The 24,267-nt window shown below is 58.4% G+C and carries 19 protein-coding genes; 14 read left to right on the top strand and 5 right to left on the bottom strand.

Annotation, left to right across the window (positions count from 1 at the left end):
• The first annotated feature begins 47 nt into the window (after positions 1 to 47).
• Both AB4O09_RS19120 and AB4O09_RS19125 read left to right on the top strand, forming a co-directional pair.
• Complete coding sequence (locus AB4O09_RS19120; protein WP_060613749.1) at positions 48 to 1,634, top strand: RimK family protein; 1,587 nt, start codon at positions 48 to 50, stop codon at positions 1,632 to 1,634.
• Positions 1,635 to 1,700: 66 nt separating this feature from the next.
• Positions 1,701 to 2,651: a magnesium transporter CorA family protein gene (locus tag AB4O09_RS19125; RefSeq protein WP_013692972.1), complete on the top strand. Its 951-nt coding sequence runs from the start codon at positions 1,701 to 1,703 to the stop codon at positions 2,649 to 2,651.
• A gap of 30 nt (positions 2,652 to 2,681) precedes the next feature.
• Here AB4O09_RS19125 and AB4O09_RS19130 read toward each other — a convergent pair whose 3' ends face one another.
• Positions 2,682 to 4,583, bottom strand: coding sequence for a potassium transporter Kup (locus AB4O09_RS19130; RefSeq protein WP_027912391.1), 1,902 nt, complete (start codon positions 4,581 to 4,583; stop codon positions 2,682 to 2,684).
• A gap of 304 nt (positions 4,584 to 4,887) precedes the next feature.
• Positions 4,888 to 6,879 carry a sigma-54 interaction domain-containing protein gene (locus AB4O09_RS19135; protein WP_460053185.1) on the bottom strand — a complete coding sequence of 664 codons (1,992 nt, stop codon included), beginning with the start codon at positions 6,877 to 6,879 and terminating at the stop codon, positions 4,888 to 4,890.
• Positions 6,880 to 7,073: 194 nt separating this feature from the next.
• Between AB4O09_RS19135 and AB4O09_RS19140 the strand changes: the two genes are divergently transcribed.
• The 3 genes from AB4O09_RS19140 to AB4O09_RS19150 all read left to right on the top strand — a co-directional run bounded on the left by AB4O09_RS19140 (position 7,074) and on the right by AB4O09_RS19150 (position 9,892).
• Positions 7,074 to 8,096 (top strand): Gfo/Idh/MocA family oxidoreductase, encoded by a 1,023-nt coding sequence (locus AB4O09_RS19140; RefSeq protein ID WP_460053184.1) that lies wholly within the window; start codon positions 7,074 to 7,076, stop codon positions 8,094 to 8,096.
• Positions 8,093 to 8,884, top strand: coding sequence for a TIM barrel protein (locus tag AB4O09_RS19145; protein ID WP_038857996.1), 792 nt, complete (start codon positions 8,093 to 8,095; stop codon positions 8,882 to 8,884). The genes AB4O09_RS19140 and AB4O09_RS19145 overlap by 4 nt, the downstream gene beginning before the upstream one ends.
• 81 nt (positions 8,885 to 8,965) lie before the next feature.
• On the top strand, positions 8,966 to 9,892 hold the full coding sequence (locus AB4O09_RS19150) for a sugar ABC transporter substrate-binding protein (RefSeq protein ID WP_038857999.1): 927 nt from the start codon (positions 8,966 to 8,968) through the stop codon (positions 9,890 to 9,892).
• 109 nt (positions 9,893 to 10,001) lie between these two features.
• Here AB4O09_RS19150 and AB4O09_RS19155 read toward each other — a convergent pair whose 3' ends face one another.
• Positions 10,002 to 10,877, bottom strand: coding sequence for a LysR family transcriptional regulator (locus AB4O09_RS19155; protein ID WP_018600329.1), 876 nt, complete (start codon positions 10,875 to 10,877; stop codon positions 10,002 to 10,004).
• A 99-nt stretch (positions 10,878 to 10,976) separates the two neighbouring features.
• Here AB4O09_RS19155 and AB4O09_RS19160 point away from each other — a divergent pair, with 99 nt between their 5' ends.
• Positions 10,977 to 12,146, top strand: a complete 1,170-nt coding sequence (locus AB4O09_RS19160) for a mandelate racemase/muconate lactonizing enzyme family protein (protein ID WP_038858001.1) — start codon at positions 10,977 to 10,979, stop codon at positions 12,144 to 12,146.
• 106 nt (positions 12,147 to 12,252) lie between these two features.
• Positions 12,253 to 13,560, top strand: a complete 1,308-nt coding sequence (gene dctA / locus AB4O09_RS19165; RefSeq protein WP_038858003.1) for a C4-dicarboxylate transporter DctA — start codon at positions 12,253 to 12,255, stop codon at positions 13,558 to 13,560.
• A 119-nt stretch (positions 13,561 to 13,679) separates the two neighbouring features.
• Here dctA and AB4O09_RS19170 read toward each other — a convergent pair whose 3' ends face one another.
• Positions 13,680 to 14,261 (bottom strand): TetR/AcrR family transcriptional regulator, encoded by a 582-nt coding sequence (locus AB4O09_RS19170; RefSeq protein WP_038858009.1) that lies wholly within the window; start codon positions 14,259 to 14,261, stop codon positions 13,680 to 13,682.
• A 122-nt stretch (positions 14,262 to 14,383) separates the two neighbouring features.
• Here AB4O09_RS19170 and AB4O09_RS19175 point away from each other — a divergent pair, with 122 nt between their 5' ends.
• The 4 genes from AB4O09_RS19175 (at position 14,384) to AB4O09_RS19190 (ending at position 19,693) form a co-directional block, all read left to right on the top strand.
• A complete protein-coding gene (locus AB4O09_RS19175; RefSeq protein ID WP_038858005.1) occupies positions 14,384 to 15,142 on the top strand; it encodes an SDR family oxidoreductase in 759 nt (252 codons plus the stop codon).
• Between the two features lie 63 nt (positions 15,143 to 15,205).
• Positions 15,206 to 15,961, top strand: coding sequence for an NADPH-dependent F420 reductase (locus AB4O09_RS19180; protein ID WP_080587850.1), 756 nt, complete (start codon positions 15,206 to 15,208; stop codon positions 15,959 to 15,961).
• A 329-nt stretch (positions 15,962 to 16,290) separates the two neighbouring features.
• Positions 16,291 to 16,731 (top strand): hypothetical protein, encoded by a 441-nt coding sequence (locus AB4O09_RS19185; RefSeq protein ID WP_038855940.1) that lies wholly within the window; start codon positions 16,291 to 16,293, stop codon positions 16,729 to 16,731.
• A 31-nt stretch (positions 16,732 to 16,762) separates the two neighbouring features.
• Entirely contained in the window at positions 16,763 to 19,693 is a 2,931-nt protein-coding gene (locus AB4O09_RS19190; RefSeq protein ID WP_460107360.1) for a DUF4132 domain-containing protein, read from the top strand.
• A gap of 20 nt (positions 19,694 to 19,713) precedes the next feature.
• On the opposite strand, the gene AB4O09_RS19195 is transcribed toward AB4O09_RS19190, so the two are convergent.
• Positions 19,714 to 20,628, bottom strand: coding sequence for a LysR substrate-binding domain-containing protein (locus tag AB4O09_RS19195; protein WP_038855938.1), 915 nt, complete (start codon positions 20,626 to 20,628; stop codon positions 19,714 to 19,716).
• A 182-nt stretch (positions 20,629 to 20,810) separates the two neighbouring features.
• Between AB4O09_RS19195 and AB4O09_RS19200 the strand changes: the two genes are divergently transcribed.
• From AB4O09_RS19200 to AB4O09_RS19210, 3 genes are all read left to right on the top strand, one after another.
• Positions 20,811 to 22,331: an ABC transporter substrate-binding protein gene (locus tag AB4O09_RS19200; RefSeq protein ID WP_038855937.1), complete on the top strand. Its 1,521-nt coding sequence runs from the start codon at positions 20,811 to 20,813 to the stop codon at positions 22,329 to 22,331.
• 105 nt (positions 22,332 to 22,436) lie between these two features.
• On the top strand, positions 22,437 to 23,354 hold the full coding sequence (locus tag AB4O09_RS19205) for an ABC transporter permease (protein WP_038855936.1): 918 nt from the start codon (positions 22,437 to 22,439) through the stop codon (positions 23,352 to 23,354).
• A gap of 9 nt (positions 23,355 to 23,363) precedes the next feature.
• Entirely contained in the window at positions 23,364 to 24,266 is a 903-nt protein-coding gene (locus AB4O09_RS19210; RefSeq protein ID WP_038855935.1) for an ABC transporter permease, read from the top strand.
• Position 24,267 lies beyond the last annotated feature (1 nt).

Consider the following 24,267-nt stretch of genomic DNA (forward strand, 5'->3'; position numbering starts at 1 on the left):
TATCGTGCTTAATAGATAAGGACTTGTTCTCCAACGGACCTTCTCATATGTCAGCGGCACAGGGTGATTGGCGTGAAGTATCAGAGCAAAATCGGCTAACGGCAATATCAAACCTTACTTATTTATCGAGCGCGCCCAGGCGGCAAAGCCAAGTCGTTATTATTGTTGAGCGAAAAGAAGACTGGGCGTCTTATTTCCCATCAGACGATGTGATGAGTGCCCAGGAATATCTCGAGCAACCCCTTGAAAGCGAGGCTGGCAAGCGTGTTCAGGTTATTAATCTGTGTCGGAGCTACAAGTACCTGGGACACGGGTATTACTGTTCATTGCTGGCAGAAGCACGCGGCCATAAAGTTATTCCGTCTGTGCGAACCATCAGCGAGCTGACCCGAAAGTCACTGTACAGCCTAGCGCTGGATGACTTGGACAAGGCGCTGGACAAAGCACTGAACAACCACCTTTATAGTAATACCGAAGGATTCACGCTCACTCTTTACTTTGGCAAAACCAACCTTGAGCCTTTGCAGGAACTGGCCCGGCAAATTTTCGAAATATTCCCGTGTCCGATCCTCCTGGTGGAGTTCCGTAAAAGCAATAGTTGGCACATCGAGGGGATAAAGCCTGGCGTCTTGCAAAAGCTACGCGAAGACCAGGAGGATCAATTTGCCAACTCGCTGGACAGTTTCAGCCGCAAGATCTGGCGAGTACCGCGGTCACCCCGCGTGGCCCGTTACGACCTGGCCATATTGCATGACCCACAAGAATCGCTGCCGCCTTCCAATGCCAAGGCACTGGAAAATTTTATCAGGGTGGGCAAAGGTCTGGGCATTGATGTCGATCTGATCGAAAAGAAAGACTATTCACGGATAGCCGAGTATGACGCCCTGCTGATTCGCGAAACCACCAGCGTGGATAACCACACCTATCGCTTCGCCAAGAAGGCGGAAAGCGAAGGCCTGGTGGTGATGGACGATCCCACTTCAATCCTGCGCTGTACCAACAAGGTGTACCTGACTGATCTGCTCAAAAGCCATCAATTGGGTATGCCGGCAACCGAGATTCTCTACAAGGAGCGACCGGAAGACTTCGAGCGAGTCGGTGAACGCCTGGGCTTTCCATTAGTGCTGAAGATTCCCGATGGTTGTTTTTCCCGTGGCGTAATCAAGGTCGAAAGCCAGCAGGCGCTGCTGGATGCCACCGCTGAGCTCTTCGAGCACTCGGTATTGCTACTGGCTCAGGAGTTCTTCTACACCGAGTACGACTGGCGCATCGGTGTGCTCAACCGAAAACCGATTTTCGCCTGCCAGTACTTCATGTCCAAAGGTCACTGGCAAATCTACAACCACAAGGCCAAGGGCCAGGACATTAATGGGGAATGCCGCACCTTGGCGGTTCACGAAGCACCGCGGGCGGTGGTGGATCTGGCGGTGAAAACCGCGAATCTCATTGGCGATGGTTTGTACGGGGTCGACCTGAAACAGTCGGGGGATAAGGTGGTGGTCATCGAGGTTAACGACAACCCGAACATGGACGCGGGCATCGAAGACGCATACTTGCAAGACGACCTGTATTCCTTGGTTCTGGAAGAGTTCATTCGCCGCCTTGAGCTGAAACGTCGCGGTCAGGCCTGGTGAATACTTGATCCGCTACACGACCTGCAAGACACTGACTTCCTCCGTCAACAACGCCATAGGTCAGACGTGATCAAGAGTTTCCTACTCGCCAATGGGGCGCTGGTACCGGTTGAACAGCTCAATGCTGATGTGATGTTGTTCAGTAATCCCGATGCGGCAGAACGAGATCTGTTGCGCAGCGAGTTCAAACTGGACGATCACGCGCTGGCTTCGGCACTGGATCCGGACGAAGTCTCACGCATCGAATTCCATCCGGATAACCTGTTCTTGATCTGGAAGCGTCCGGAAAGTTACTCGGGCGGAGATAGCCTGGCCTTTGAGGTCTCATCGTTCGGCTTGCTCTTCTCTAAAACACGCTTGCTGATAATCGCGACTGACGACTCCCAGTTGAGTGGATTGGGGCAGCGGCACCCCTTGCACACAACGCAAGATGTGCTGCTGGACATACTGTTCAACAACCTCCACCACTACCTGGGTCACCTCAAGGTGATCAAGATGGTGGCTCGCGAGCTGCAGCAGAAATTCAACGCCTCGATGGAGAATCGACATCTGGTCCAGATGTTTAACCTCAGCGAAAGCCTGATCTACTACATCAATGCGATTCACAGCAATGGCGCTGTCCTGACTCGGCTGCGCAACCATGCGGAAAAAGAGCACTTCAGCGTCGAGGCGATTGCGCTTATCGACGATTTGATCATCGAAAACACCCAGTGCAACAAACAGGCGGAAATCTACTCCAGGGTGTTTGCCGGCTTGATCGACGCACGCGGCAATTTGATGAACAACACCATGAACAACCTGTTACGCAAACTGACGCTGATCAATGTGGTATTCCTCCCTCTCAACCTGATCGCCAGCATTGGTGGCATGTCCGAGTTCAGCATGATGACCTCAGCCGTTCCCTGGTGGGTTGCCTATCCGCTTTTTCTCACGGGAATGGTAGTAGCCGGGGGCCTGATGGTTATCGCGCTCAAGCGTCTGACGCGTGGTTCATCCAGCATGAATGGCCCGCATTGAACGAGCCCCTCTGGATACTCGATGACTCTTTTACATCTCGACCTGTGTGCCCAGCTCTATCACCCGGTTCAACGGCAACTTGAAGTACTTCAGGTTGCTATTGGCGTTCTTCAGCAAAAATGCAAACAGGGTTTCTCGCCAACGGGCCATTCCGATGCGCTTGGTCGGGATCACCGTCTCCCGGCTGAGGAAATAGGTGGTGCGCATCGGACTGAAGTCCAGTTCAGCCAAGTGACAGAGACTCAAGGCCAAGGGGACATCGGGCTCCTCGATAAAGCCAAAGTGCAGACTGACCCGGAAGAACCCTTCTCCATAGGCTTCAATCTCAAACCGTCGGTCAGCACTCACACGAGGGCTGTCTTCAGACACCACTGTGAGCAATACCACTTGCTCATGCAAAACCTGGTTATGCAGCAGGTTGTGCAGCAGTGCATGAGGAACAGCATCTGTCCTGGCCGTAAGAAACACTGCCGTACCTTGCACCCGATGGGGAGGCTGCGTACGGATGCTGCCGATGAATAGCGGTAGAGGAAGTGCGGTTTCATCCAGCCGCTCCACAATAATCTTTCTGCCCCGCTTCCAGGTCGTCATCAAAATGAACAGGCTGATGCCGGCAATCACCGGGAACGCCCCACCCTGAAAAATCTTGGGTGCATTGGCCGCGAAATACAGACCGTCTACCAGCAGGAATCCGAGCAGCATTGGGATGGCCAGCCAGCGCGGCGTTTTCCACAGGAGCAGGACGACTGCCGAGGACAAGACTGTCGTGATCAACATGGTCCCCGTCACAGCGACGCCATAAGCTGCGGCCAGAGCACTGGACGACTCGAAACCAATCACCAACAGCACGACACCCACCATCAACGCCCAGTTAACCGTACCGATATAGATCTGTCCCTGTTCCTGGCTGGAGGTATGTTGGATAAACATGCGAGGGACGTAACCCAACTGGATGGCCTGGCGAGTCAGGGAAAAAGCACCGGAGATCACGGCTTGAGAGGCGATGATGGTGGCGAGTGTGGAGAGCGCGACCATCGGTAACAGTGCCCATTCAGGCGCCAGTAAATAGAACGGGTTGCGCACGGTCTCCGGGTTTCCCAGGATCAGGGCGCCTTGGCCAAAGTAATTGAGCACCAAGCCGGGCAACACGAGAATGAACCAGGCGCGAGCAATGGGCTTGCGGCCAAAGTGGCCCATGTCGGCATACAGTGCTTCAGCACCGGTCAATGCCAACACCACGGCACCCAGAATGGCCACGCCAATCCCCGGATGCACCACAAAAAATTGCACTGCCCACGCAGGATTGAGCGCCTGCAGAACTTCCGGTCGTTGCAGGATGCCGTAAATGCCGAGCGCACCCAGCACCATGAACCACAGCACCATGACCGGGCCGAACAGGATGCCGATACGCGCCGTGCCATGTTTTTGGATCAGGAACAGCGCTACCAGGATGACCACGGACAGCGGAACGACCCACTGCTCGATTCCATCGAACGCAAGCTGCAGCCCTTCGACCGCCGAGAGCACCGAGATGGCTGGGGTGATCATGCTGTCCCCGTAAAACAGTGCAGCGCCGAACAGCCCGAGCAATACCAGGACCCTGCTCATTTTTGGAAACGGCGCCGCAGCCCGACGTGCCAATGCGGTCAAGGCCATGATGCCCCCCTCGCCCTGGTTGTTGGCGCGAAGGATAAACAGCACGTACTTGATCGAGACGACCCAGATCAGTGACCAGAAGATCAACGACAGAATACCCAGTACACCGTCCTGGTTGGCCTGGACGCCGTAGTGACCGGCGAACACTTCTTTGAGTGTGTAAAGCGGGCTGGTGCCAATGTCCCCATAAACCACGCCCACCGCGGCGACGAGCAAGCCCACTCCTGATGTTTTGGTAAGGGAGTCTTCGTGGGCGGGAATCGCTGCTTCGCTCAAGGGTTGCGTCTCTCAAATTACGGGGGTGGAAGTGTATGCCATCCTTTAGCAATACGATTTGCCAGGGCCATTGGAAATGCAAGGCGCTTGGACGATCGGAAAATCGCGGCCAGTATCGTTGTGGGCCAAAACACCTACCGTAAAGAAACCGTAAAAAATTTACATTCCCCGTTGGCCTGTCATCGTCAGGACTGCGCGTTAACGCTTCCCCATCACGGGCAGCTACGCGCTGTCGCGCATGCTCTATATCAGCAGCCCAGCGAGGGATCGTGGCAATTTTCAGAGCATTTACGACAGCATCCCGCTAAGAACGAAACGCATCAACCTTGAGCCCAAACCGGCTCATTTTGTTGTACAACCCACCCCGCGACACATTCAGCCGCTGAGCAGCCAGGCGGATATTTCCGCGCGTATCCTTGAGGGCGGCGATGATGGCATTCATCTCATGGGTGCCAAGGTCCGGCGCCATCCGCGGCTCAGGGACACTTCCCCATGTCGATGGGCGCCCTCGCTGCCTGATTTCCAAGGCAAGATCGCTCGGCTCGATCAGTTCGGTCATCGCCAGGTTGGTGGCCCGCTCAATGACGTTTTCCAGCTCACGGACATTGCCTGGCCAGTGATAGGCGCCGAGCATGTCCAGCGCCGCGGGCGAAAGGTCCTGCATCGACTTGCGTAGCGACCGGGCACAACGCGCAAGAAAATGCCGCGCCAGCAACGGCACATCTTCGCGGCGCATCCGCAGTGGCGGCACCGTCAGGTTCAGCACGTTGAGCCGGTAGTAAAGATCCTCACGAAAGGCGCCTTCGGCCACTGCCTGGCTCAGGTTGCGGTGGGTGGCGGCGATGATGCGCACGTTGACCCGCAGCGATTTTTTCGCCCCCACCCGTGTCACCTCGCCTTCCTGCAGGACACGCAGCAGGCTGACCTGCGCATCAAAGGACATGTCACCGATTTCATCGAGGAAGATCGTCCCGCCATCGGCCAATTCGAACTTGCCTGCCGACCCACCGCGCGCCGCTCCGGTGAACGCGCCTTCGACATGACCAAACAGTTCGCTCTGCACCAGGTCACGGGGAATCGCCCCGCAGTTGACCGCCACAAAAGGCCCGCCACATCGATCGCTGCCATTATGGATGGCCTGGGCGAACAACTCCTTGCCAGTGCCGCTCTCACCGAGGATCAGCGTGGTCGAATCACTGCGACTGGCAACCCGCGCCAGGTGCAGTGCATCCTCAATCGCCTGTGAACGGCCAAGGATGGTTTCGAAGGTGTAGCTGGCCTGGGTGCCAATGATCCGCCGGGTGATTTCCCGGATGCGTCGGTTCTCGCGCAACGACACAATCCGCCCGCCTTGCTCCAGCGGGCAGACCGACACCAGGCAGGCCAGATGGCTGCGGTCGTGCAGTTCAAAGGTGCAATCCAGGTCCCGCACCCCTTCCCCGCCCCCCAGCAGGACGGCATCGGTCAATTCGCTCTGGCCCAGGCTCTTGAACGGACTGCCGAGCAGGTCACGGCCGACGCGGAACAACTGCCGAGCGTAATGGTTGAGCGCCTTGATGCAGCCCTGCTCATCCAATACCACCAAGCCCTCGTTGAGCACTTCAAGGACTGTTTGTTGTTCTTCCAGCAAGGCTTGCAGCGCCATCTGCCGCGAGACCGCCTCGGCCGCGGCCTGGACCGTGCCCAGCGTATGGAAATGAAACCAGCCGGGCTCTGCCGTCAAGGTCAACATACCCAGCGTCCGGCCCTGTGCATCGCGAATTGGCGCGGCGGCGCAATGCATGCGGCGCTGGCGCAGGCCAAGCCCGAAGTTCTCCTCGGCCAACACATACACCAAACGGTCTTCGACGATCGCCAGCCCGGTGCAATTGGTGCCCTGTACCGACTCCAGCAGTCGACTGCCAATGGGTGTGAGGTCCAGGCCACAGAAATACAAAGTCGTGCCTTCGGCATCGGTCAGGTTGATATGGCCCCTTGGGTTATAGGCGAGCAAACCGCGCATGACTTGCGCCGCAGCGGCGATCAGCACCCGGTTGGCTGCCAGGGTCGCGGTCAGGTCGGCAGGCGCGACAAAACGGTACTCGCCGTCTTCCGGATCGAGGCCGGCAGCGACGCTGCGCAACCAGGACTCCCAAATCACCCGGCGGATCCCGGCAGGCCGTTCGATAGCTCCCTGCAAGCACGCGCGCCAAGCCTCATCCAGCGCAGTGCCTGGCCCTTCGTTCAACGACGCGGGGCCCAGCGTGGTGAGGTAGTCACGGTCTTCGGCGCTCAATGCTGCAGGTTGCTGGTTCATTATCCGGCCAACTGTTCATATTTTCGACATGTCAGTATAGACATGTCATTTAGATGAACATGAATTTCAATAAAAACAAATAAATTCCCTTTAGTATCAATTAGTTAATTATTGGCACAGCACTTGCTCCCTGCCTGGACAGACGAGGACATTCTTACCGCCGAGTCGTAAAAACAATAAAGGGAGTCATGTTCATGAGCACATCCAAGACCATTCGCCTTGGCCTCATCGGCGCCGGCCGCATGGGCAGTTTTCACGGCCTGACCGCCGCCCGGCACATCCCCGGCGCCTGCCTCGCCGCCATCGCCGACCCTACCCCCGGCCAAGCCGCACGCTTGGCGGCAGAACTGGACGTGCAGAAGGTCTATACCGACCCACAGCAATTACTCGATGACCCGGACATCGACGCCGTGCTGATTGCCGCCCCGGCACGCAGCCATGCCGAATTGGTGATCAGTGCGGCCCGGGCCGGCAAAGGGGTGTTCTGTGAAAAACCGATGGCCATCACCCTGGACGAAGCTGACCGCGCCATCGCCGCCGCTGCCGACGCACGGGTAACACTACAAGTCGGCTTCAACCGTCGCTTTGCCAAAAGTTTCCGCACCGCTCACCTGGACGTGGTCGGCGGCCGGATCGGTACGCCACAACTGCTGCGCTCGCTGACCCGCGACCCAGCGCTGAACAACCCGGCCGCCTCGCCGCAATGGGTGATCTTCCTGGAAACGCTGATCCATGACTTCGACACCCTGCGCTACCTGAATCCGGGCGCCGAGGCGGTTGAGGTTTTTGTGATGGCCGATGCCCTGATCGCACCGGCCTACAAGGACAAAGGGTTTCTCGACACCGCGGTGGTCACGATCCGTTTCGATAACGGCGCCATCGCCACGGCCGAGGCCAATTTCCAGGCCGTGTATGGCTACGATGTCCGCGGCGAAGTGTTCGGCAGCGCTGGCATGCTGACCATGGGCAACGTCAACGACTCTGATTTGCTGCGGTACCTGGCCAATGGGGTCCAGGCCGACACCCAGCGCATGGACACCGACCTGCTGCGTGATGCCTATGTGGCCGAGCTCAACCACTTCGTCAGTTGCGTGCGCAGCGGCGAGAAACCGCTGGCCAGCGGTGAAGACGCGCGGGCGGCACTGGCCATTGCCCGCGCCTGTATCGAATCCTTCCAACAGGGCAAAACAGTGCGTGTGCAAGGAGCGCTTTCATGAGCTTCACACCGTTCAAACTGGCGATCAGCGCCGAGATGGTTTTTCTCGACCTGCCCTTTATCGAGCGGGTCAAACGCATCCACGCGCTGGGCTTCAGCGTCGAGATATGGAACTGGACGACCAAAGACATCCAGGCCCTTGTAGCGACCGGCGCGGATTTCACCTCCATGACCGGCTACATCTCCGGCAACCTTACCGATCCCGAGGGCATCCAGCACCTGCTCGACAGCGCCCAGGAATCCTTGGCCGTCGCCGCTCAATTGGGCTGCCCCAGCCTGAACCTGCATGGCACCGGCCTGGGTGACCAGGGGTTGCCGGTCAAACCCGTGGCCCAGACCACCGGCCGCATGTGGTTGAGCGCCTGCAAGACGCTGGAAAAAATCGCCCGCCTGGGCGAAGACGCGGGTCGGGTATTCCTGTTGGAAAACCTCAATACCGAAGTCGACCACCCGGGCACGCCGTTCGCCCGCGCCGACGACACCCTGGCGTTGATCGAGGCCGTGGGCAGCCCGCACCTGAAGATGAACCTGGACCTCTATCACGCACAGATCGGCGAAGGCAACCTGATCGAACTGATCCAGCGCGCCGGCAGCGCCATCGGCGAGATCCAGGTCGCCGACGTCCCGGGGCGCATGGAGCCCGGTACCGGTGAAATCCATTATCCCGCCATTGCCAGGGCCTTGTTCGGCATGGGATACAGCGGTGTCGTCGGCCTCGAAGGCTGGGCCAGCGGTGACAGCGAGGTCGCGCTTGAGCGTTTCCGGCAGGCCTTCACGCTTGATGGATAAAGCCCGCGCCGAATTCAACACGTGCGGCAGATTTTCATCTCTTGGTGACGTACAACTCATAACAACAAAAGGAAAACCATCATGCGTCGTTGCACACTGCTTTTCGCCACCCTGCTATTGCTCTTCAGCCAATGGGCCGCCGCCGACTATCGCATCGGCGTCAGCATCGCCAGGGTCGACGACAACTTCATGACCTACGTGCGCAACGGCCTGGACGAGGCCGCGAAAAAGGAAAACGTGCAGATCCAGTTCGAGGACGCCCAAGGCGATGTGGTGCGCCAGCTCAACCAGGTCCAGGGTTTTATCAACCAGAAAGTAGATGCGGTCATTGTCCTGCCGGTGGACACCTCCGCCACGGCCAACATCACCCGCGCCGCGGTCGAAGCGAAGACGCCGCTGGTCTACGTCAACCGTCACCCGGACGAGCGCACCTTGCCCAAAGGCGTCGTCACGGTCGCGTCCAATGACATCGAGGCCGGACAGCTGCAAATGCGCTACCTGGCCGAAAAGCTCGGTGGCAAGGGCAACCTCGCGATCATCATGGGCGACCTGGCACAAAACGCGACCCACGACCGCACCGAAGGCGTCAAGCAGGTGCTCAAGGATTATCCCGGGATCAAGATTGTCGAGCAGCAAAGTGCCGAGTGGCAGCGCAACAAAGGGATGGACCTGACCAGCAACTGGCTATTGGCGGGCAGTCGTTTCGATGCCATCGTCGCCAACAACGACGAGATGGCCATCGGTGCGGCCATGGCCTTGCAACAGGCCGGCAAAGCCAAGGGCGAGATCGCGATTGTCGGCATCGACGGCTTGCCTGACGGCCTGGCGGCGATCAAGCGTGGGATGCTGGTCGCCTCGGTGTTCCAGGACCCCAAGGCCCAGGCGACCAGTGCAGTACAGGCAGCGCTCAAGATGATCAAGGGAGAGCCGGTGGAAACGGACGTCTGGGTGCCCTTTCAGCTGATCAAGCCTGAGCAATTGGCGGTGTTTGAACAACATTACAAGTAGCGCCAGGCTCGACACTTCGCCGCGGTCCCGGCAAGGGATCAGCGGCGATTTGCACACTCAAATTCTATTTTTATTGTGCAACGCAGCGCGTTACATGAAACGCGCCTGGTCACTGCCCCAGCCGGGCCCAGAACGCTTCGGCAGATTGACTGAGCGGCGCCGATGGACGGGTCAGATGAATTTCCAGCGGTATGTCCCAGCTTTCGTCGAGCGCCCTGACTAAGCGCCCATCCAGCATTTCCTGCTCGGTGAGGCTCTTGGGCAACCAGGCCACGCCTTTGCTTTCCAGGGCCATGGACATCAGCACGGCTGCAAGGTGGCTGCTGAAAAGGGGTTTGAGGTGCAGGTAATCTTCTTTGCCACGCAACCTGTGGGCGACGATACGCCCCAGTCCAGACTCATGGGTGTAAGCCAGGTATGGCAATGCCGCAGGCGAGGTGCCGAAGTTGGCGGAGGCACTCGCCAGAGGAACCAGAACGTCTTCTCCCACCTTTTTGCCGATGAACTGATCTGGGGCGAGCAAAGGTGGAACATCAGGATGGCGATGGCAGAGCAGAAACTGAACCTGGCCATGTATCAGCATCTGCTCACAGACAGCCATGCTATCGGAGTGCAGTTGCACAGCCTCGATGGGAGCACCGCTCTCCGAGCTTCGAAGCCACCTGGGAAAAAATGTAAACGACAGGGAATGCGTTGCCGCAAATTGAAGCGACCTGGCAGCCATCCCAGCAACCTCTTGAGCCTCGTTGCGCATTCTGTACAAGCGCCTGGCAGCCTCCTGGGCACTCGGCAAAATTTGCCTCCCGGCTTCAGTAAGTGTCGCGCCTTGAGGCGTTCGAACGAACAATTGCACCCCCATCCAGCTCTCCAGCGAGCGCACTCTGCGACTGAATGCCGGCTGGGTAACGTGCCGCGCTTCAGCCGCCCGAACGAAGCTGCCGTACTCCGCAAGCGCTGAAAAATCCTCAAGCCAAACGAGTTCCAAGGGCCATGCCTCCTGTGCATAGGGTGCGGCATTAATAGCATTGGGCGGGTGACATCGCAAAGCCTAACGTGGGGCCACAAACAACAAGAGGACCCCGCCATGCGCATCGTAGACATTCGTGAAAAAACTGTTTCCATTGCCTCCCCGATTGCTAACGCCTACATCGATTTTTCGAAAATGACGTGCTCGGTTGTCGCTGTCATCACTGATGTGATTCGTGACGCAAAGCCTGTCATCGGCTACGGCTTCAACTCCAATGGACGCTATGGCCAGGGCGCATTGATGCGTGATCGTTTCCTGGCGCGCATTACGGAGGCGGATCCAGACACGCTCATCGACCATGCCAACAACAACCTGGACCCGTTCGCCATCTGGAAAACCTTGATGACCAACGAAAAGCCAGGCGGCCATGGCGAGCGCTCGGTTGCAGTGGGCACCATCGACATGGCCGTATGGGACGCCGTCGCCAAGATTGAAGGCAAACCGCTGTATCGTCTGCTGGCCGACCGTTACCGTAACGGCGTGGCCGATGACAAGGTCTGGGTCTATGCAGCGGGCGGCTACTACTACCCTGGCAAAGACCAGACCAAGCTCAAGGCGGAAATGCAGAGCTATCTGGATCGTGGCTACGACGTCGTCAAGATGAAGATCGGCGCAGTGCCACTGGACGAAGATATCCGTCGCATCGAAGCGGTGCTTGAAGTGGTTGGCGACGGTCGTCGACTGGCAGTCGATGCCAATGGCCGTTTCGATCTGCAGACCGGTATTGCTTACGCAGAAGCCATCAAGAAGTACAACCTCTTCTGGTACGAAGAGGTCGGCGACCCGCTTGACTACGCCTTGCAGGCCGAGCTTGCAAATCACTATGAACTGCCCATGGCCACCGGGGAAAACCTGTTCTCCCACCAGGACGCCCGCAACCTGCTGCGCCACGGCGGCATGCGCCCCGATCGCGACTACCTCCAGTTCGACTGCGCGCTGTCCTACGGGCTTGTGGAGTACATGCGCACCCTCAAGGTGATGGAAGAAATGGGTTGGTCTTCCCGTCGCGTAGTTCCGCATGGTGGTCACCAGATGTCCCTGAACATCGCAGCAGGTCTGCACCTTGGCGGTAACGAATCGTACCCGGATGTGTTCCAGCCTTTCGGTGGCTTCGCTGACGGGATCCAGGTGGAAAACAGCTATGTCGGCCTGCCGGATATTCCGGGTGTTGGCTTCGAAGCCAAGTCCGCTTTGTACGCTGTAATGCGTGAGTTGGGCGAAGGCTGATCACCCTCGACCTGCGGTCTCTGTGCAAGGGGCCGCAGCACCAGGCAGGCATCGCCCACCAACGTCAAGCCACATGCCCATCACAAAAATAAAATGAGGTGCTTCCGTGGAAATCTCCAAATCCCGCTGGTATGGCCAGCTGTATGTGCAAGTACTCATCGGCATCGTGATCGGTGCAGCAATCGGTTACTTCCTGCCAGATATCGGAGCCAAGCTCCAACCCTTTGCCGATGGCTTCATCAAACTGATCAAAATGCTGTTGGCGCCCATTATTTTCGGTACGGTCGTTGTCGGTATCGCCAAGATGGGCAGTATCAAGGAAGTCGGCCGAATTGGCGTAAAAGCGCTGATCTACTTCGAGATTCTTTCAACCATCGCCCTGGTCGTCGGCCTTATTGTGGTCAACATCGTGAAGCCTGGCGTCGGTATGAACATCAACGCCAGCGCGCTTGATGGAAGTGCCATTAGCAAATACAGCCAAGCTGCCAGTGAGCAAGGCGGCGCCATCGATTTCTTTCTCAATATCATCCCGCAAACCTTCATCGGCGCCTTCTCCAATGGCGTCATGCTTCAGATCATCCTGCTTTCGGTATTGATGGGTATAGCCCTGGTTCAAATGGGCGAAACCAGCAAGCCGTTGATCAACACCATTGATCTGTTCCTGCAAGGCCTGTTCAAGGTCGTTGCAATGGTCATGCGCCTGGCTCCGATTGGTGCCGGTGCCGGCATGGCTTTCACTATTGGCAAATACGGGATTGGGACCTTGCTGTCACTCGGCCAATTGCTGGTCGCGCTCTACATCACGACCTTGATTTTCATCGTGGTGGTGCTGGGTTCGGTTGCTCGATGGTCGGGCATGCCGCTGATGCAATTTCTTCGTTATTTCAAAGATGAGATTCTCATCACGCTTGGCACCTGCTCAACCGAAGCCGTGCTGCCGCGAATGATGGTGAAGCTTGAAAAGCTTGGCTGCAAAAAATCCGTCGTGGGCATGGTGTTGCCTACGGGGTACACCTTCAATGCGGACGGCACCTGCATCTATCTCACCATGGCTGCCATCTTTATCGCCCAGGCGACCAATACGCCACTGACCTTTGTGGATCAGATGATTCTGCTGGGCGTATTCCTGCTGACCTCAAAAGGCTCGGCTGGCGTGGCGGGCGCGGGCTTCGTAACGCTGGCTGCAACGCTCACAACCATCCACTCCATTCCCCTGGTAGGCCTGGTTTTGCTCTTGGGCATTGACCGGTTCCTCAACGAAGCGCGAGCCGTTACCAACCTGATCGGTAACGGCATCGGCACCATCGCCATTGCCAAGTGGGACAACTCGTTCGATGTCGAGGCCTGCGAGCGTGAAATCGCCGCCATGAAACACGAAAAGGCGGCAAGAAAGGCATTGCTGGCGCAAAAATAATCGGCAAAACGCACCGGTCATGCCGCTTCGAACACGGCATGATCGGCCGTGGTGCAGCGGCAGTAATCTTGCGCTGTCGTTTGATAGACGATCTTGATAGTCGCTCTACTTCCCTGTGGTCACTCAGTGCTGGACGGTTCTTTCTTCAGGCTTTCGGGGCTGCCAGCGCATAGACCATCCATGACCAGGTTCATCAATCTGGCGAGACGTGAGCGCCATTCGCTCTGGGAATCTATTTGCCATATTCCGGCAGTGGCTAGAAAAAAGTCGTCGTGGGTCACCCCGCTACGAATCGTTCCAGCCTTTTCATTTGCCCTCAAAAGCAACTCGGCGGCTGCCTGGACGGGGGCGTATCCCGACTTCCCTGGGAACTCGTAAGTAGAGGCTGCTTGCCGAATCGCGGTCGCAAGTCCGGACTTTGTCATTGCATATTCGACGAGGCAATCCATCCATTCTCGCAGGGCCTCCTTAGGTGGTTTTGTAGCGAGCAGTTGTTCGGCCAGCGAGGCCACTTGCTGCATTTCGAATTGATAAACCTCGAATACCAGCGCCTCTCTGTTGGCGAAATGGCGATAGAACGTGCCCTGCCCCACGCCGGCTTTCTTCGCAATCGCGCTCAGCGGGACCGCGGGATCGAGCGTCAGCTCTGCCACAGCGACCTTCAGAATTCGTTCTCGGTTTTTCTTGGCGTCAGAACGCATCGCCAATTCGTCATTCCTGGGCAAAGTTTTTTCCTTCGCTGCATTGCAAAGCGGACAGTTGTCCGGTAGTTTTTTCAGCAAGTGGACAGTTGTCCGCTTGAATACCCTTACCGGAGTTTACTATGAACAGCACTGGCAACACGATCCTGGTTACCGGCAGTACCTCAGGCATCGGCCTTGGTCTGGCGCTCAGGCTTCACAAGGCGGGAAACAACGTCATCATCGCGGGACGGCGCAAGGCTCTGCTCGACAAGATCGTGTCGGAACATCCAGGTCTTGAATCGGTATTGCTGGACGTCTGCGATCCACAATCCATCCAGCGCACCAGCGAAGCGCTTGCGATCAGTCACCCGAATCTGAACGTGCTCATAAACAACGCGGGCATCATGCACTGGGAGGACCTGACTGATCCGCAATACCTGGGCACCGCCGAAGATATCGTGACAACGAACTTGCTTGGCACGATTCGCATGGTGTACGCATTCACTCCCCAACTGATCAAGCAGCCCAGTGCAACGATCATCAATGTCAGTTCGGCCTTGGCATTCGTCCCGCTGCCTGCAACACCGACCTACAGCGCAACCAAAGCGGCCGTTCACTCGTTCACTCAAAGCCTTCGCGTGCAACTGGAGGCCTCGTCAGTCGAGGTTATCGAGCTTGCGCCACCGGGTGTGCGCACCACTTTGCTTGGGCAGGAAAATGACGAACACGCCATGCCTTTGGACGAGTTCTTGAATGAAATCTTCGAGCTACTCGAGATTACCCCGACCCCACGGGAACTTGTCGTCGAACGCGCCAAACCATTGCGGCTTGCTGAAGCGAACGGTGCCCATGATGAGATATTGAACATGCTTGCAGGATACAAAGCACCGGCAGAATGAGGTTAACCATGTCGGTAGCACCTGCCTCGACGGGGCACCGTTTGTGGGTAACTGAATAGTTTGATAGGCGAGGAAGTCATTGAAATGAAAATCGGAATTATCGGCGCGGGTAACATCGGGGCTACCCTTGCCCGTAAGCTCGCTGCGTGCGGCCATGAGGTCAAACTGGCAAACTCGAAGGCCCCTCGGAGCCTTCAGAACCTTGCCAATGAAATCGGCGTACAGGCGGTAACCAAGGAAGAGGCGGTGTCCGAGGTGGACGTTGTTATCCTCTCGATCCCCTTCGCGAAATACCCTGATCTCAAGCAGACGTTAAGTCATGTTCCCGAGCAAGTCGTCCTCATTGACACATCCAATTATTATCCAGGGCGTGACGGAGCCATCAAGGAAGTAGACGACGGCAAGCCCGAGAGCGTCTGGGTAAGCGAGCAGATTGGCCGCCCGGTCGTTAAGGCATGGAACGCCCTCCTCGCAGCGACGCTTGCCGACAAAGGCCAACCCGCCGGGTCCTCAACACGCATCGCCTTGCCTGTCGCTGGGGATGACGCCAATGCCGAGGCAATCGCGCAGGATCTCGTCGAGGATACCGGTTTCACCGCGCTTGCCGCTGGCAGCCTTGAGGGCTCATGGCGCCAGCAACCAGGTACCCCTGCGTACTGCACCGAACTAACGTTGCCGGCGCTGAAATCGGCCTTATGTGCGGCTGATAAAACGAAGGCTCCTCAAAACCGGGACGCACTTCTGGCCAAGTTCATGGCGCCCGGCAGCCAGTTCACGCATGAGCAAATTGTTGCCACTAATCGTGCAATGACAGCCTGACTACTGATCAGGCATCACTACTCCCGCCCCCTGCAATACAAACGAAAAGCCACTATGGGTGCCACTGCCTGACTCGGTCCCCCTATGGGAGCAGGCTTGCTCGCGATGGCGGTGGGTCAGCTTGCAGTGATGTTTAATGTACCGACGCTATCGCGAGCAAGCTCGCTCCCACCGGGGTTCTCGGGTGCTCATGGCTCCGTTGCGGCAAAATTGTCTCCACCAAGAGTACAGGCCAGCCTTAGCATTACGCAGCGCGATGAAATTTATTGCAGACCCGGATATGCTAAGGCGCCATCCCCCCGGCTGGCCTGGCTTGCAAGGAATGCGTCATGGAGTTCGTGGTTCATAGCTATTGCCTGAAAGGCGCACGCCAGGAGCCTTTGCTGCCCCCTGTCACCCTGACACCGAGTTCGTTGACCTTGACGGTCGCCGAGCTCATTCGCCTGACCGTGGCCGAACAGATCGCCGCGCTGTCGGTCCAGCACTGCCTGGAACAAGCGTCGATGCGTGAAGTGCTCGATCGCCAATACCTGAGCGAGCGGGAGGTTCTTCGGCAAGCCAGTGAAGGCGCGGTGGTCATGCCTCAGGCCAGCGCGGCTCCAGACCTGGATGTCGACGTTGAGATCGAACGAGCCTTGAAGGGTTTTGAAGCGCGTGCGTTCCGCGTTCTGCACAACGGCGTCATGCTGCAAAGTCTCGCTGAGACAATCGAATTGAGCCCCCCTTCCACGCTCGCGTTTATCCGCCTCGTGCCACTGATTGGCGGTTGATCTTCGTCGTTCACTTCCCTCGGATACCCTCATGCAATCACGCCGTCCTGTGCCCGAACAAGCCACACGCCTCGCTGCGCTGCGAGCATTCTGTGATAGCGCGCTGGATGACTATCCCGAGCTCAGCCAATATGACCAATTCGAGCCCGATTTCTGGGACGGCATCGACTGCCTGCGCATAGCCGCTGACTGGGTCAGGCAGCATCCCCAGGAGGGGCCCAAAGCGCTGGCTGATGGTTTTGTGTTCCCGACCGTTTGGGACGATCTGGAGGACCGCCGCGATCAACAGCGCTATGGCCTGCAATATCGACTCTGCGATGCGTGGCTCACGGCTCACCCGGATGCCTATTCACTGGAGCAGATCTGCGCGCGACTGCAGCACATGCTGCAATTTGCCTTCGAGGACAGTGACTATCCATTGCCCACTGACGAAGATGGCCCGGCCTATTACCGAAGAAGCCCGGACCAGGCCTGGGCCTTGCCTGACGTCCCGGCGTGCATCAATCGCCTGAGCAATTACCCGCCCACCCCGGCCTGGCAGACCTTTGCCGAATGGTTGCTGGACGGCAGCTGGAATCGCGCGCAGCCCCCTTCCCCAGTTGATGAAGAAGAGAGGAAAATCGCCGACGCGTATATCTACGTGCACAAGGAAATCCAGCGCATCGCGCTGGGCCTGCTGGAAGCGGGCCGCCTCGATTACCCTCGCTTCGTCCGGGCGGCCAATACCTGGGGCCGCGCCATGATGTTCTACGCTGACGACACCGGGCTGGACAGCGATGATGTGGACCTGGATCGCTACGCCGAGGAAGCGTTCGACGAGGACGATTCAAACGACGAGGCCCCGGAAGACGAAGGCCTCGATGATGAGTCGTCCCTGAGCGATGAGCCCCTCACTGAAGAAGCTGCTGCGGTGCCCCCTGAACTGGTGAACTTCACCGTTCGTTATGTCGAGGACGCCCTGGCTGGATTGCCCGCTAATGCCGAGAAGCTGGCTGACACCTTCCGTTCGGTCGAGGTGTATCAGACCCGCTGGTTGTTGCAGGCCCTGGCGGTCGTCGAACGACTGGGCATGACGCCGGATAACTTTCTCGACGGATTCGGCTACACGGCCGCGGTGCTCGAACGCTTCCTGTCGCTTCAGGCGTTGCCCAAGCACCCGTCGGAAGAACTGCTCCCGGCGCTGACCGGCTTTTCCAGAAACAGCCTGCTGACTGCCCTGCCCTACGCCGGACAAGCCAGCCGTGTGGTGCTCGACGCGCTCGGTTGGAGTGATCTGCAAGCCTTCCAGCGTGAATACCTGAACATTGCCCTGGCACCTCAGTCCGGCTGGGGCACCGACCTGCCCAATACGCTGGATGAAACCGTGGGTGTGGTGGACCGCTACCTGCTGGACAAGGCACTGGCCGAGGCCGACCCCGACCACCTGCGCGAATACCTCGCGGCGCTCGAACCCTCGCACTGGGCGTTTCCCGAGACGCGTGTGCTGCTCGACGCCTACCAGGGCATCGGTCGACCGGCGCTGGAAAAGAAGTTGTCCCGCCACGCACAGCCGGCAATGCGCATCTATGGCCTGCTGCCCGTCACGGGGCCGGACGACGTACGCCAGCGCTATCTGACGCTCAAGAAACTGCACAAAGAGGTGCGCAAATACGGCGCTCAACGCCAGGCCAACTCCCACGCAGCGGTGCAGGCAGGCCTGGAAAACCTGGCGCGTGTCGCCGGTTACCCCTCGGCGATTCGCCTGGAGTGGGCCATGGAATCGCAGATCGCCGAATCCGCGCTGACGGCCGCCACCATCGATGGCTATGACATCACGCTCGTCATCGACGGTTTGTCGCCCTCGTTGCACATCTGCAAAGCTGCAAAGACACTCAAGACCGCACCGCCTGCGGTGCGCAAAAACCCAGAATTCATCGCCCTCAAAACGCAGCAGACCCAGCTCAAGGAACAGATCGCCCGCTTCTGCCGCACCCTGGAAGCGATGATGAGCAGCGGCGAAACCCTGGCTCTGGACGACCTGAAGCCGCTGTTGAAAATGCCCGCGGTTCGCCTGCTGCTCGAACAGCTGATTGTGCAGGCCGACGACGCTGCGCTGGGCTGGCTCGATGCCGCAACGCTGACGGTGACTGACCTGGAAGGTCGCCAATACGTCGCTGAAAGGACTCTGCGTATCGCTCACCCTTTTCATCTGTTCACGGCCGGACAACTGTCGGCCTGGCAGAAAGAAGTGGTGACCCATCGCCGCGTGCAGCCGTTCAAACAGGCCTTTCGCGAGCTGTACCTGTTAACACCTGCTGAGCGAGACACCGGCCTGTGGTCCAACCGATTTGCCGGCCACCGCCTCAAAGGTAAAATCGCCGCCCGGTTGCTGCAGGTCCGCAACTGGTCGACCTCAAGCGTCGAGGACATCTACTACGAGAGCAAAGAGCACGGCATCTTCGCCCTGTTCAACTTTCTGGATACCGGCCATTACCTCTCGGAAACAGAACACTTTACCTTCGACACGATTGCGTTCTACCGCGACCAAAAAGCCCTGCCCCTTGAGCAAGTACCGCCGCTGCTGTTCTCGGAAATCATGCGCGACGCCGACCTGCTGGTCTCCGTGGCCCACACCGCAGACGACTACAGCACCAGCCAAGAAACCCTGCAACGACGCGCCGAACTGGTCGGTGAGTTGGTTCAAGGGCTAGGGTTGCAAAACGTTAAATGTGAAGGGCATTTTCTGCACATTACCGGCCAGCGTGCGAACTACCGCATTCACCTGGGCAGCGCGGCCATCCATATCGAACCTGGCAACTACCTGTGCATCGTGCCCGCTGGCAGCAGCTCCACGGAGTTCTACCTGCCGTTCGCCGACACCGACAGGAAAATGGCCGAGGTGCTGAGCAAGATGTTTCTGCTGCTGGACGACATGAACATAACCGACAGCCTGATACTGGAGCAGATACAGCGCGGCGCCTGATGTTCAAAAATTCACCCGACTCAGCGCTTCGCTTTCGCCAGATCCGCAATCAGAAAATCCCTGAAGGCACACACCGCTGCCGGTAGATTGCGGCCAGCCATGCTTTGCAGTTCGATGCGGCGTGCCTGCATGCCTTCGTCAAGGATCGGCACGCATTGCAGGACCCCGTCCGCCACCTGCTTTTGCAAGGTCATTTCGCTGGCCAGGCTGATAACGCCTTCTTCGCGCACGAAGCTATAGAGCGCGGCAACGTAGTTGGTGGTCAACACCGGGTCGAACAACAACCCCTGTACACCGCAACAGATGTCGAACAGTTGCCGTATCGTGGTGTCGGCCTTGGGTAACGCAATGGGCCAGGGCTGCAGCTCGGCGAGGCTGACCGCTTCACGCCCGGCCAAGGGATGGGAATTGGCGACCACGGCAAAAATCGCCCCGCTCAGGACATGCTCGACCTTGATTTCCTTTTGCGGCGTAAGGCTGAAGGTCATCGCCAGATCGGCTTCGCCGGAACGCACCTTCTCGGTCGCTTCGGCAGGCGCACAGACCTCCAAGGTGAAATGAATGCCCTGATACTCACGCCTGAATGCGCTGATGCTCCTGGGCATGTATTCCAGTGCAAAGCCTTCCGAGCAGGCAACATGCACATGGCCCCGCTGCAGGCCATGCAGCTCGGTGATCTCCAGCACCACCTGCTCGGCCTCAAGCTGCGACTTGCGCGCATAGGCCGCCAGTCGCGCCCCCGCCTCGCTGAGCACCATGCCTCGGGCGCGCCGCTCAAACAAGCTGGCATCCAGGGCCAACTCCAGCTTGGCAATCTGTCGGCTCACCGCTGACGCGGCGACATTCAGGCGCACTGAGGCTTCGCTGATCGATCCGCAGCGTGCCACTTCCAGAAAATAACGCAGTGCCGTGGACTGCACACCATACAGCTGCATCGGCGCCCCCAAGGATTGCCTTTTCGGCAACGCAAGTATCGAAATATTATTCTTGTGGCATTGATAGCCTTTCCCTACATTCGTGTCTAGACCAAAAACATTACCCGAGCTTTTCCCCTCCTTTACGCATTTGCGATCCGCTGCCCTTTGATTCAACCACTCTCGCCAACGGAGACGACGGCATGGGCATCAAAGGTTTCGCCTGCAGCATTGCGCTGTTGGGCCTCATCAGCAGTTTTCCGGCGCATGCCGGTAAAGCCAACGACACCCTGGTTTACGCTTCCGACAGCGAGCCTGAAAACATCAGCCCCTATCACAACGATTTACGCGAAGGTGTGATTCTCGGCCGGCTGATCTGGGACAACCTGATCTACCGCGACCCCAGCAGCGGCGAATACAAACCCATGTTGGCTACTCGCTGGACACAGGTCGACGACACCACCCTCGACTTTGAACTGCGCAAAGGCGTCAAATTTCACAACGGCGACGCATTCACCGCCGACGACGTGGTGTTCACCCTCAACTACGTGGTGTCGCCCGAAGCGAAAGTCGTTACCGTGCAAAACGTAGACTGGATCAAGAGCGCCGAAAAAACCGGTGACTACAGCGTCCGCCTGCATTTGAAAAAACCTTTCCCTCCGGCACTGGAATACCTGTCCAACGCCGTTCCCATGTTCCCCAAGCAGTACTTCGAAAAGGTCGGCCTGGCTGAATTCAGCCGCAAACCAGTGGGTACCGGGCCGTATAAAGCCGTGTCGGTGGTGGCCGGCGAAGGCGTGACCATGGAGATCAACAAGGACTACTTTCCAGACAGCCCACAAGGCAAGCCGCATATCGGCCACCTGAAGTTCCGGGTGATCCCGGATGCAGAAACCCGCCTGGCCGAGTTGATGACCGATGGCGTCGACTGGACGTGGCGTGTGACCCCGGACCAGGCAGTCGACCTTAAAGGTATGCCGAACCTGACCGTGACCAGCGGCGAAACCATGCGCATCGGTTTCCTGATTCTCGATGCTCGAGGCACCTCCACTGAAAACTCGCCGATGAAGCAGCTCAAGGTGCGTCAGGCCATCAACCATGCGATCAACCGCAACGCGCTGGCCACGCAACTGGTGGGGGGCGAAGCCAAGCCCTTGCAGGTGGCCTGCTATCCAGGCCAGTTCGGCTGCGACACCACCGCGGCCACGGTCTACAACTACGACCCGGCCAAGGCCAAGGCGTTGCTCGCCGAAGCCGGTTACCCCAACGGCTTCGAGACAGAAATCTTCGCTTATCGCGACCGCGATTACGTCGAAGCCATCATCGGCAACCTGCGCGCCGTGGGCATCAACGCCAAGCTGCGCTACTTGAAGTACGCCGCCCTGCGCGATCAGCAACGTGGCGGCAAGGTGCCCATGTCGTTCCAGGCCTGGGGCTCGTTCTCGATCCTCGATACCTCGGCGTCGGCCGGCACCTGGTTCAAGGGCAATCCGGACGACAACATCAAGGATCCGCAAGTCCAGGGCTGGTTGCAGACCGCTGACAACGCCCTCGACCCGCAACTGCGCAAGGACAACTACCGCAAGGCGTTGCAGCGCATCAGCGAACAGGCGTACTGGGCGCCGCTGTTCAACTACTCGATGAACTACGCCTACACCTCCGAATTGGCGTTCACGTCGTATCCGGATGAGCTGCCGCGTTTCGTTCAGTCCAGCTGGAAGTAATCCGCAACCAAGCGGATTGATCGAGAGGCGCCGTGGCTTGCGGACTGACCCGCGCCACGGACACGTCCTCACACCTGTCATCCATTGGATATGAGGAAACTTGCCATGCTTGGATTCCTTCTGCGCCGTCTGGGCATCGCCATTTGCGTTGCCATTACCGTGTCGGTGATCAGTTTTTCTCTTTTGCACCTGTCCGGCGACCTGGCCACGGCCATTGGCGGGCCGGAAGCCACTAGCGAACAGATCGAACAGATCCGCGTGCAGTACGGTTTGGACAAACCGCTACCGACCCAGTACTTCAACTGGCTGGGCGATTTGTTGCGGCTGGACCTGGGCAACTCGTTTTTCTTTCAGGAATCGGTCTACAACCTCGTCGCCAGCCGCTTGCCGATCACCCTCGGGTTAGGCGCCATGGCGCTGGCTATCGCCTTGCTGGTGGCGATTCCACTGGGCGTGCTGGCCGCGGTCAAACGCGACACCTGGGTTGACCGACTGGCCTTGAGCATCGCGGTGCTGGGTCAGGCAATGCCCAGTTTCTGGTTTGCGCTGATGCTGATCGTGGTGTTCGCGGTGACGCTCAAGTGGCTGCCGGTGTCCGGCAACTCGACGATGCTGCACTTCGTCATGCCGGCCATTGCCTTGGGCTACTACGCGACACCGGCAATCATGCGCCTGACCCGTGCAGGCATGCTTGATGTGCTCAGTTCCGATTACATCCGCACCGCCCGCGCCAAGGGCCTGCGCCCGGCCCGCGTGTTGTTCAAGCATGCACTGCGCAACGCCCTGATTCCGGTCGTCGCCCTGGCGGCGGTGGAGTTTGGCTTCATGCTCGGCGGTTCGGTAGTGATCGAAACCGTGTTCTCCCTGCAAGGTATCGGACAGCTCGCCTGGGACGCCATCGCCCGTGATGACTTTCCGGTCGTACAGGCCGTGGTCCTGCTCATCGCAGTGATCTACATCATCCTCACCTTGCTGGCCGATGTGCTCAACGCACTGCTCGACCCGCGCATTCGCGTGCGCTAGGAGGCTTACATGAGCACCCCCACTACCCTCGCGATCAATGACTACCTGCCACCCCGCAGCAGCCTGAGCCGAGTACTTGGCAAGAGCTTTCGTCATCGTGGTTTCGCCATCGGCACGGTGTTGTTGCTGATCATCTTCACGGGTGCACTCTTCGCGCCGTGGCTGGCACCTTATGACCCGTATGCGCAAGACGTGATGCTGCGTATGAAACCGCCGGTATGGATGGCCAACGGCACCTGGGAATACGTCCTGGGAACCGACAAGCTGGGCCGTGATTACCTGTCTCGACTGCTCTACGGCGCACGTATCTCGTTGTTCATCGGCATTGCGGCGGCGCTTATTTCCGGCTTCATCGGCACCGTCATGGGGCTGTTGGCGGGTTACTACGGCGGCAAGGTCGATGCGTTCATCAGCTACCTGATCACCACCCGGCTGGCGATGCCGGTCGTGATGGTCGCGCTGGCCTCGGCCTCGCTGATGGGCGGCTCGCTGAAAGTGGTAATTGTGCTGCTCGGCTGCCTGCTCTGGGATCGCTTCGCGGTGGTGGTCAGGGCTTCGGTGCAACAGATTCGCGATGCTGAATATGTGGCCTCGGCCCAGGCGCTAGGCTGCTCGACCCTGCGCATTCTGGTCAGTGAAATCCTGCCCAATCTGGTCGGCGCGCTGATCGTCGTCGCAACGCTGGAAATGGCCCACGCGATCCTGCTGGAGTCGGCACTGTCGTTCCTCGGGGTGGGTGTGCAGCCGCCGACGCCGTCCTGGGGCTTGATGATCGCGGAAGGCAAACCCTACATGTTCTTTTCCCCGTGGGTCATCGCCATTCCCGGCGTCGCCCTGATGATTCTGGTGCTGGGCATCAACCTGGTCGGCGATGGCCTGCGCGATCTGATCCTGCCCGACGGCCGTAGCTGAT

This window comes from Pseudomonas sp. H1_F01, assembly GCF_054681425.1.

What these genes read in the sequence shown, in the direction of transcription:
- AB4O09_RS19120 (WP_060613749.1), top strand. Translation starts at nt 48, where the DNA reads ATGTCAGCGGCACAGGGTGATTGGCGTGAAGTATCAGAGCAAAATCGG.
- AB4O09_RS19135 (WP_460053185.1), bottom strand. Translation starts at nt 6,879, where the DNA reads ATGAACCAGCAACCTGCAGCATTGAGCGCCGAAGACCGTGACTACCTC.
- AB4O09_RS19140 (WP_460053184.1), top strand. Translation starts at nt 7,074, where the DNA reads ATGAGCACATCCAAGACCATTCGCCTTGGCCTCATCGGCGCCGGCCGC.
- AB4O09_RS19145 (WP_038857996.1), top strand. Translation starts at nt 8,093, where the DNA reads ATGAGCTTCACACCGTTCAAACTGGCGATCAGCGCCGAGATGGTTTTT.
- AB4O09_RS19150 (WP_038857999.1), top strand. Translation starts at nt 8,966, where the DNA reads ATGCGTCGTTGCACACTGCTTTTCGCCACCCTGCTATTGCTCTTCAGC.
- AB4O09_RS19160 (WP_038858001.1), top strand. Translation starts at nt 10,977, where the DNA reads ATGCGCATCGTAGACATTCGTGAAAAAACTGTTTCCATTGCCTCCCCG.
- AB4O09_RS19170 (WP_038858009.1), bottom strand. Translation starts at nt 14,261, where the DNA reads ATGCGTTCTGACGCCAAGAAAAACCGAGAACGAATTCTGAAGGTCGCT.
- AB4O09_RS19175 (WP_038858005.1), top strand. Translation starts at nt 14,384, where the DNA reads ATGAACAGCACTGGCAACACGATCCTGGTTACCGGCAGTACCTCAGGC.
- AB4O09_RS19185 (WP_038855940.1), top strand. Translation starts at nt 16,291, where the DNA reads ATGGAGTTCGTGGTTCATAGCTATTGCCTGAAAGGCGCACGCCAGGAG.
- AB4O09_RS19190 (WP_460107360.1), top strand. Translation starts at nt 16,763, where the DNA reads ATGCAATCACGCCGTCCTGTGCCCGAACAAGCCACACGCCTCGCTGCG.
- AB4O09_RS19195 (WP_038855938.1), bottom strand. Translation starts at nt 20,628, where the DNA reads ATGCAGCTGTATGGTGTGCAGTCCACGGCACTGCGTTATTTTCTGGAA.
- AB4O09_RS19200 (WP_038855937.1), top strand. Translation starts at nt 20,811, where the DNA reads ATGGGCATCAAAGGTTTCGCCTGCAGCATTGCGCTGTTGGGCCTCATC.
- AB4O09_RS19205 (WP_038855936.1), top strand. Translation starts at nt 22,437, where the DNA reads ATGCTTGGATTCCTTCTGCGCCGTCTGGGCATCGCCATTTGCGTTGCC.
- AB4O09_RS19210 (WP_038855935.1), top strand. Translation starts at nt 23,364, where the DNA reads ATGAGCACCCCCACTACCCTCGCGATCAATGACTACCTGCCACCCCGC.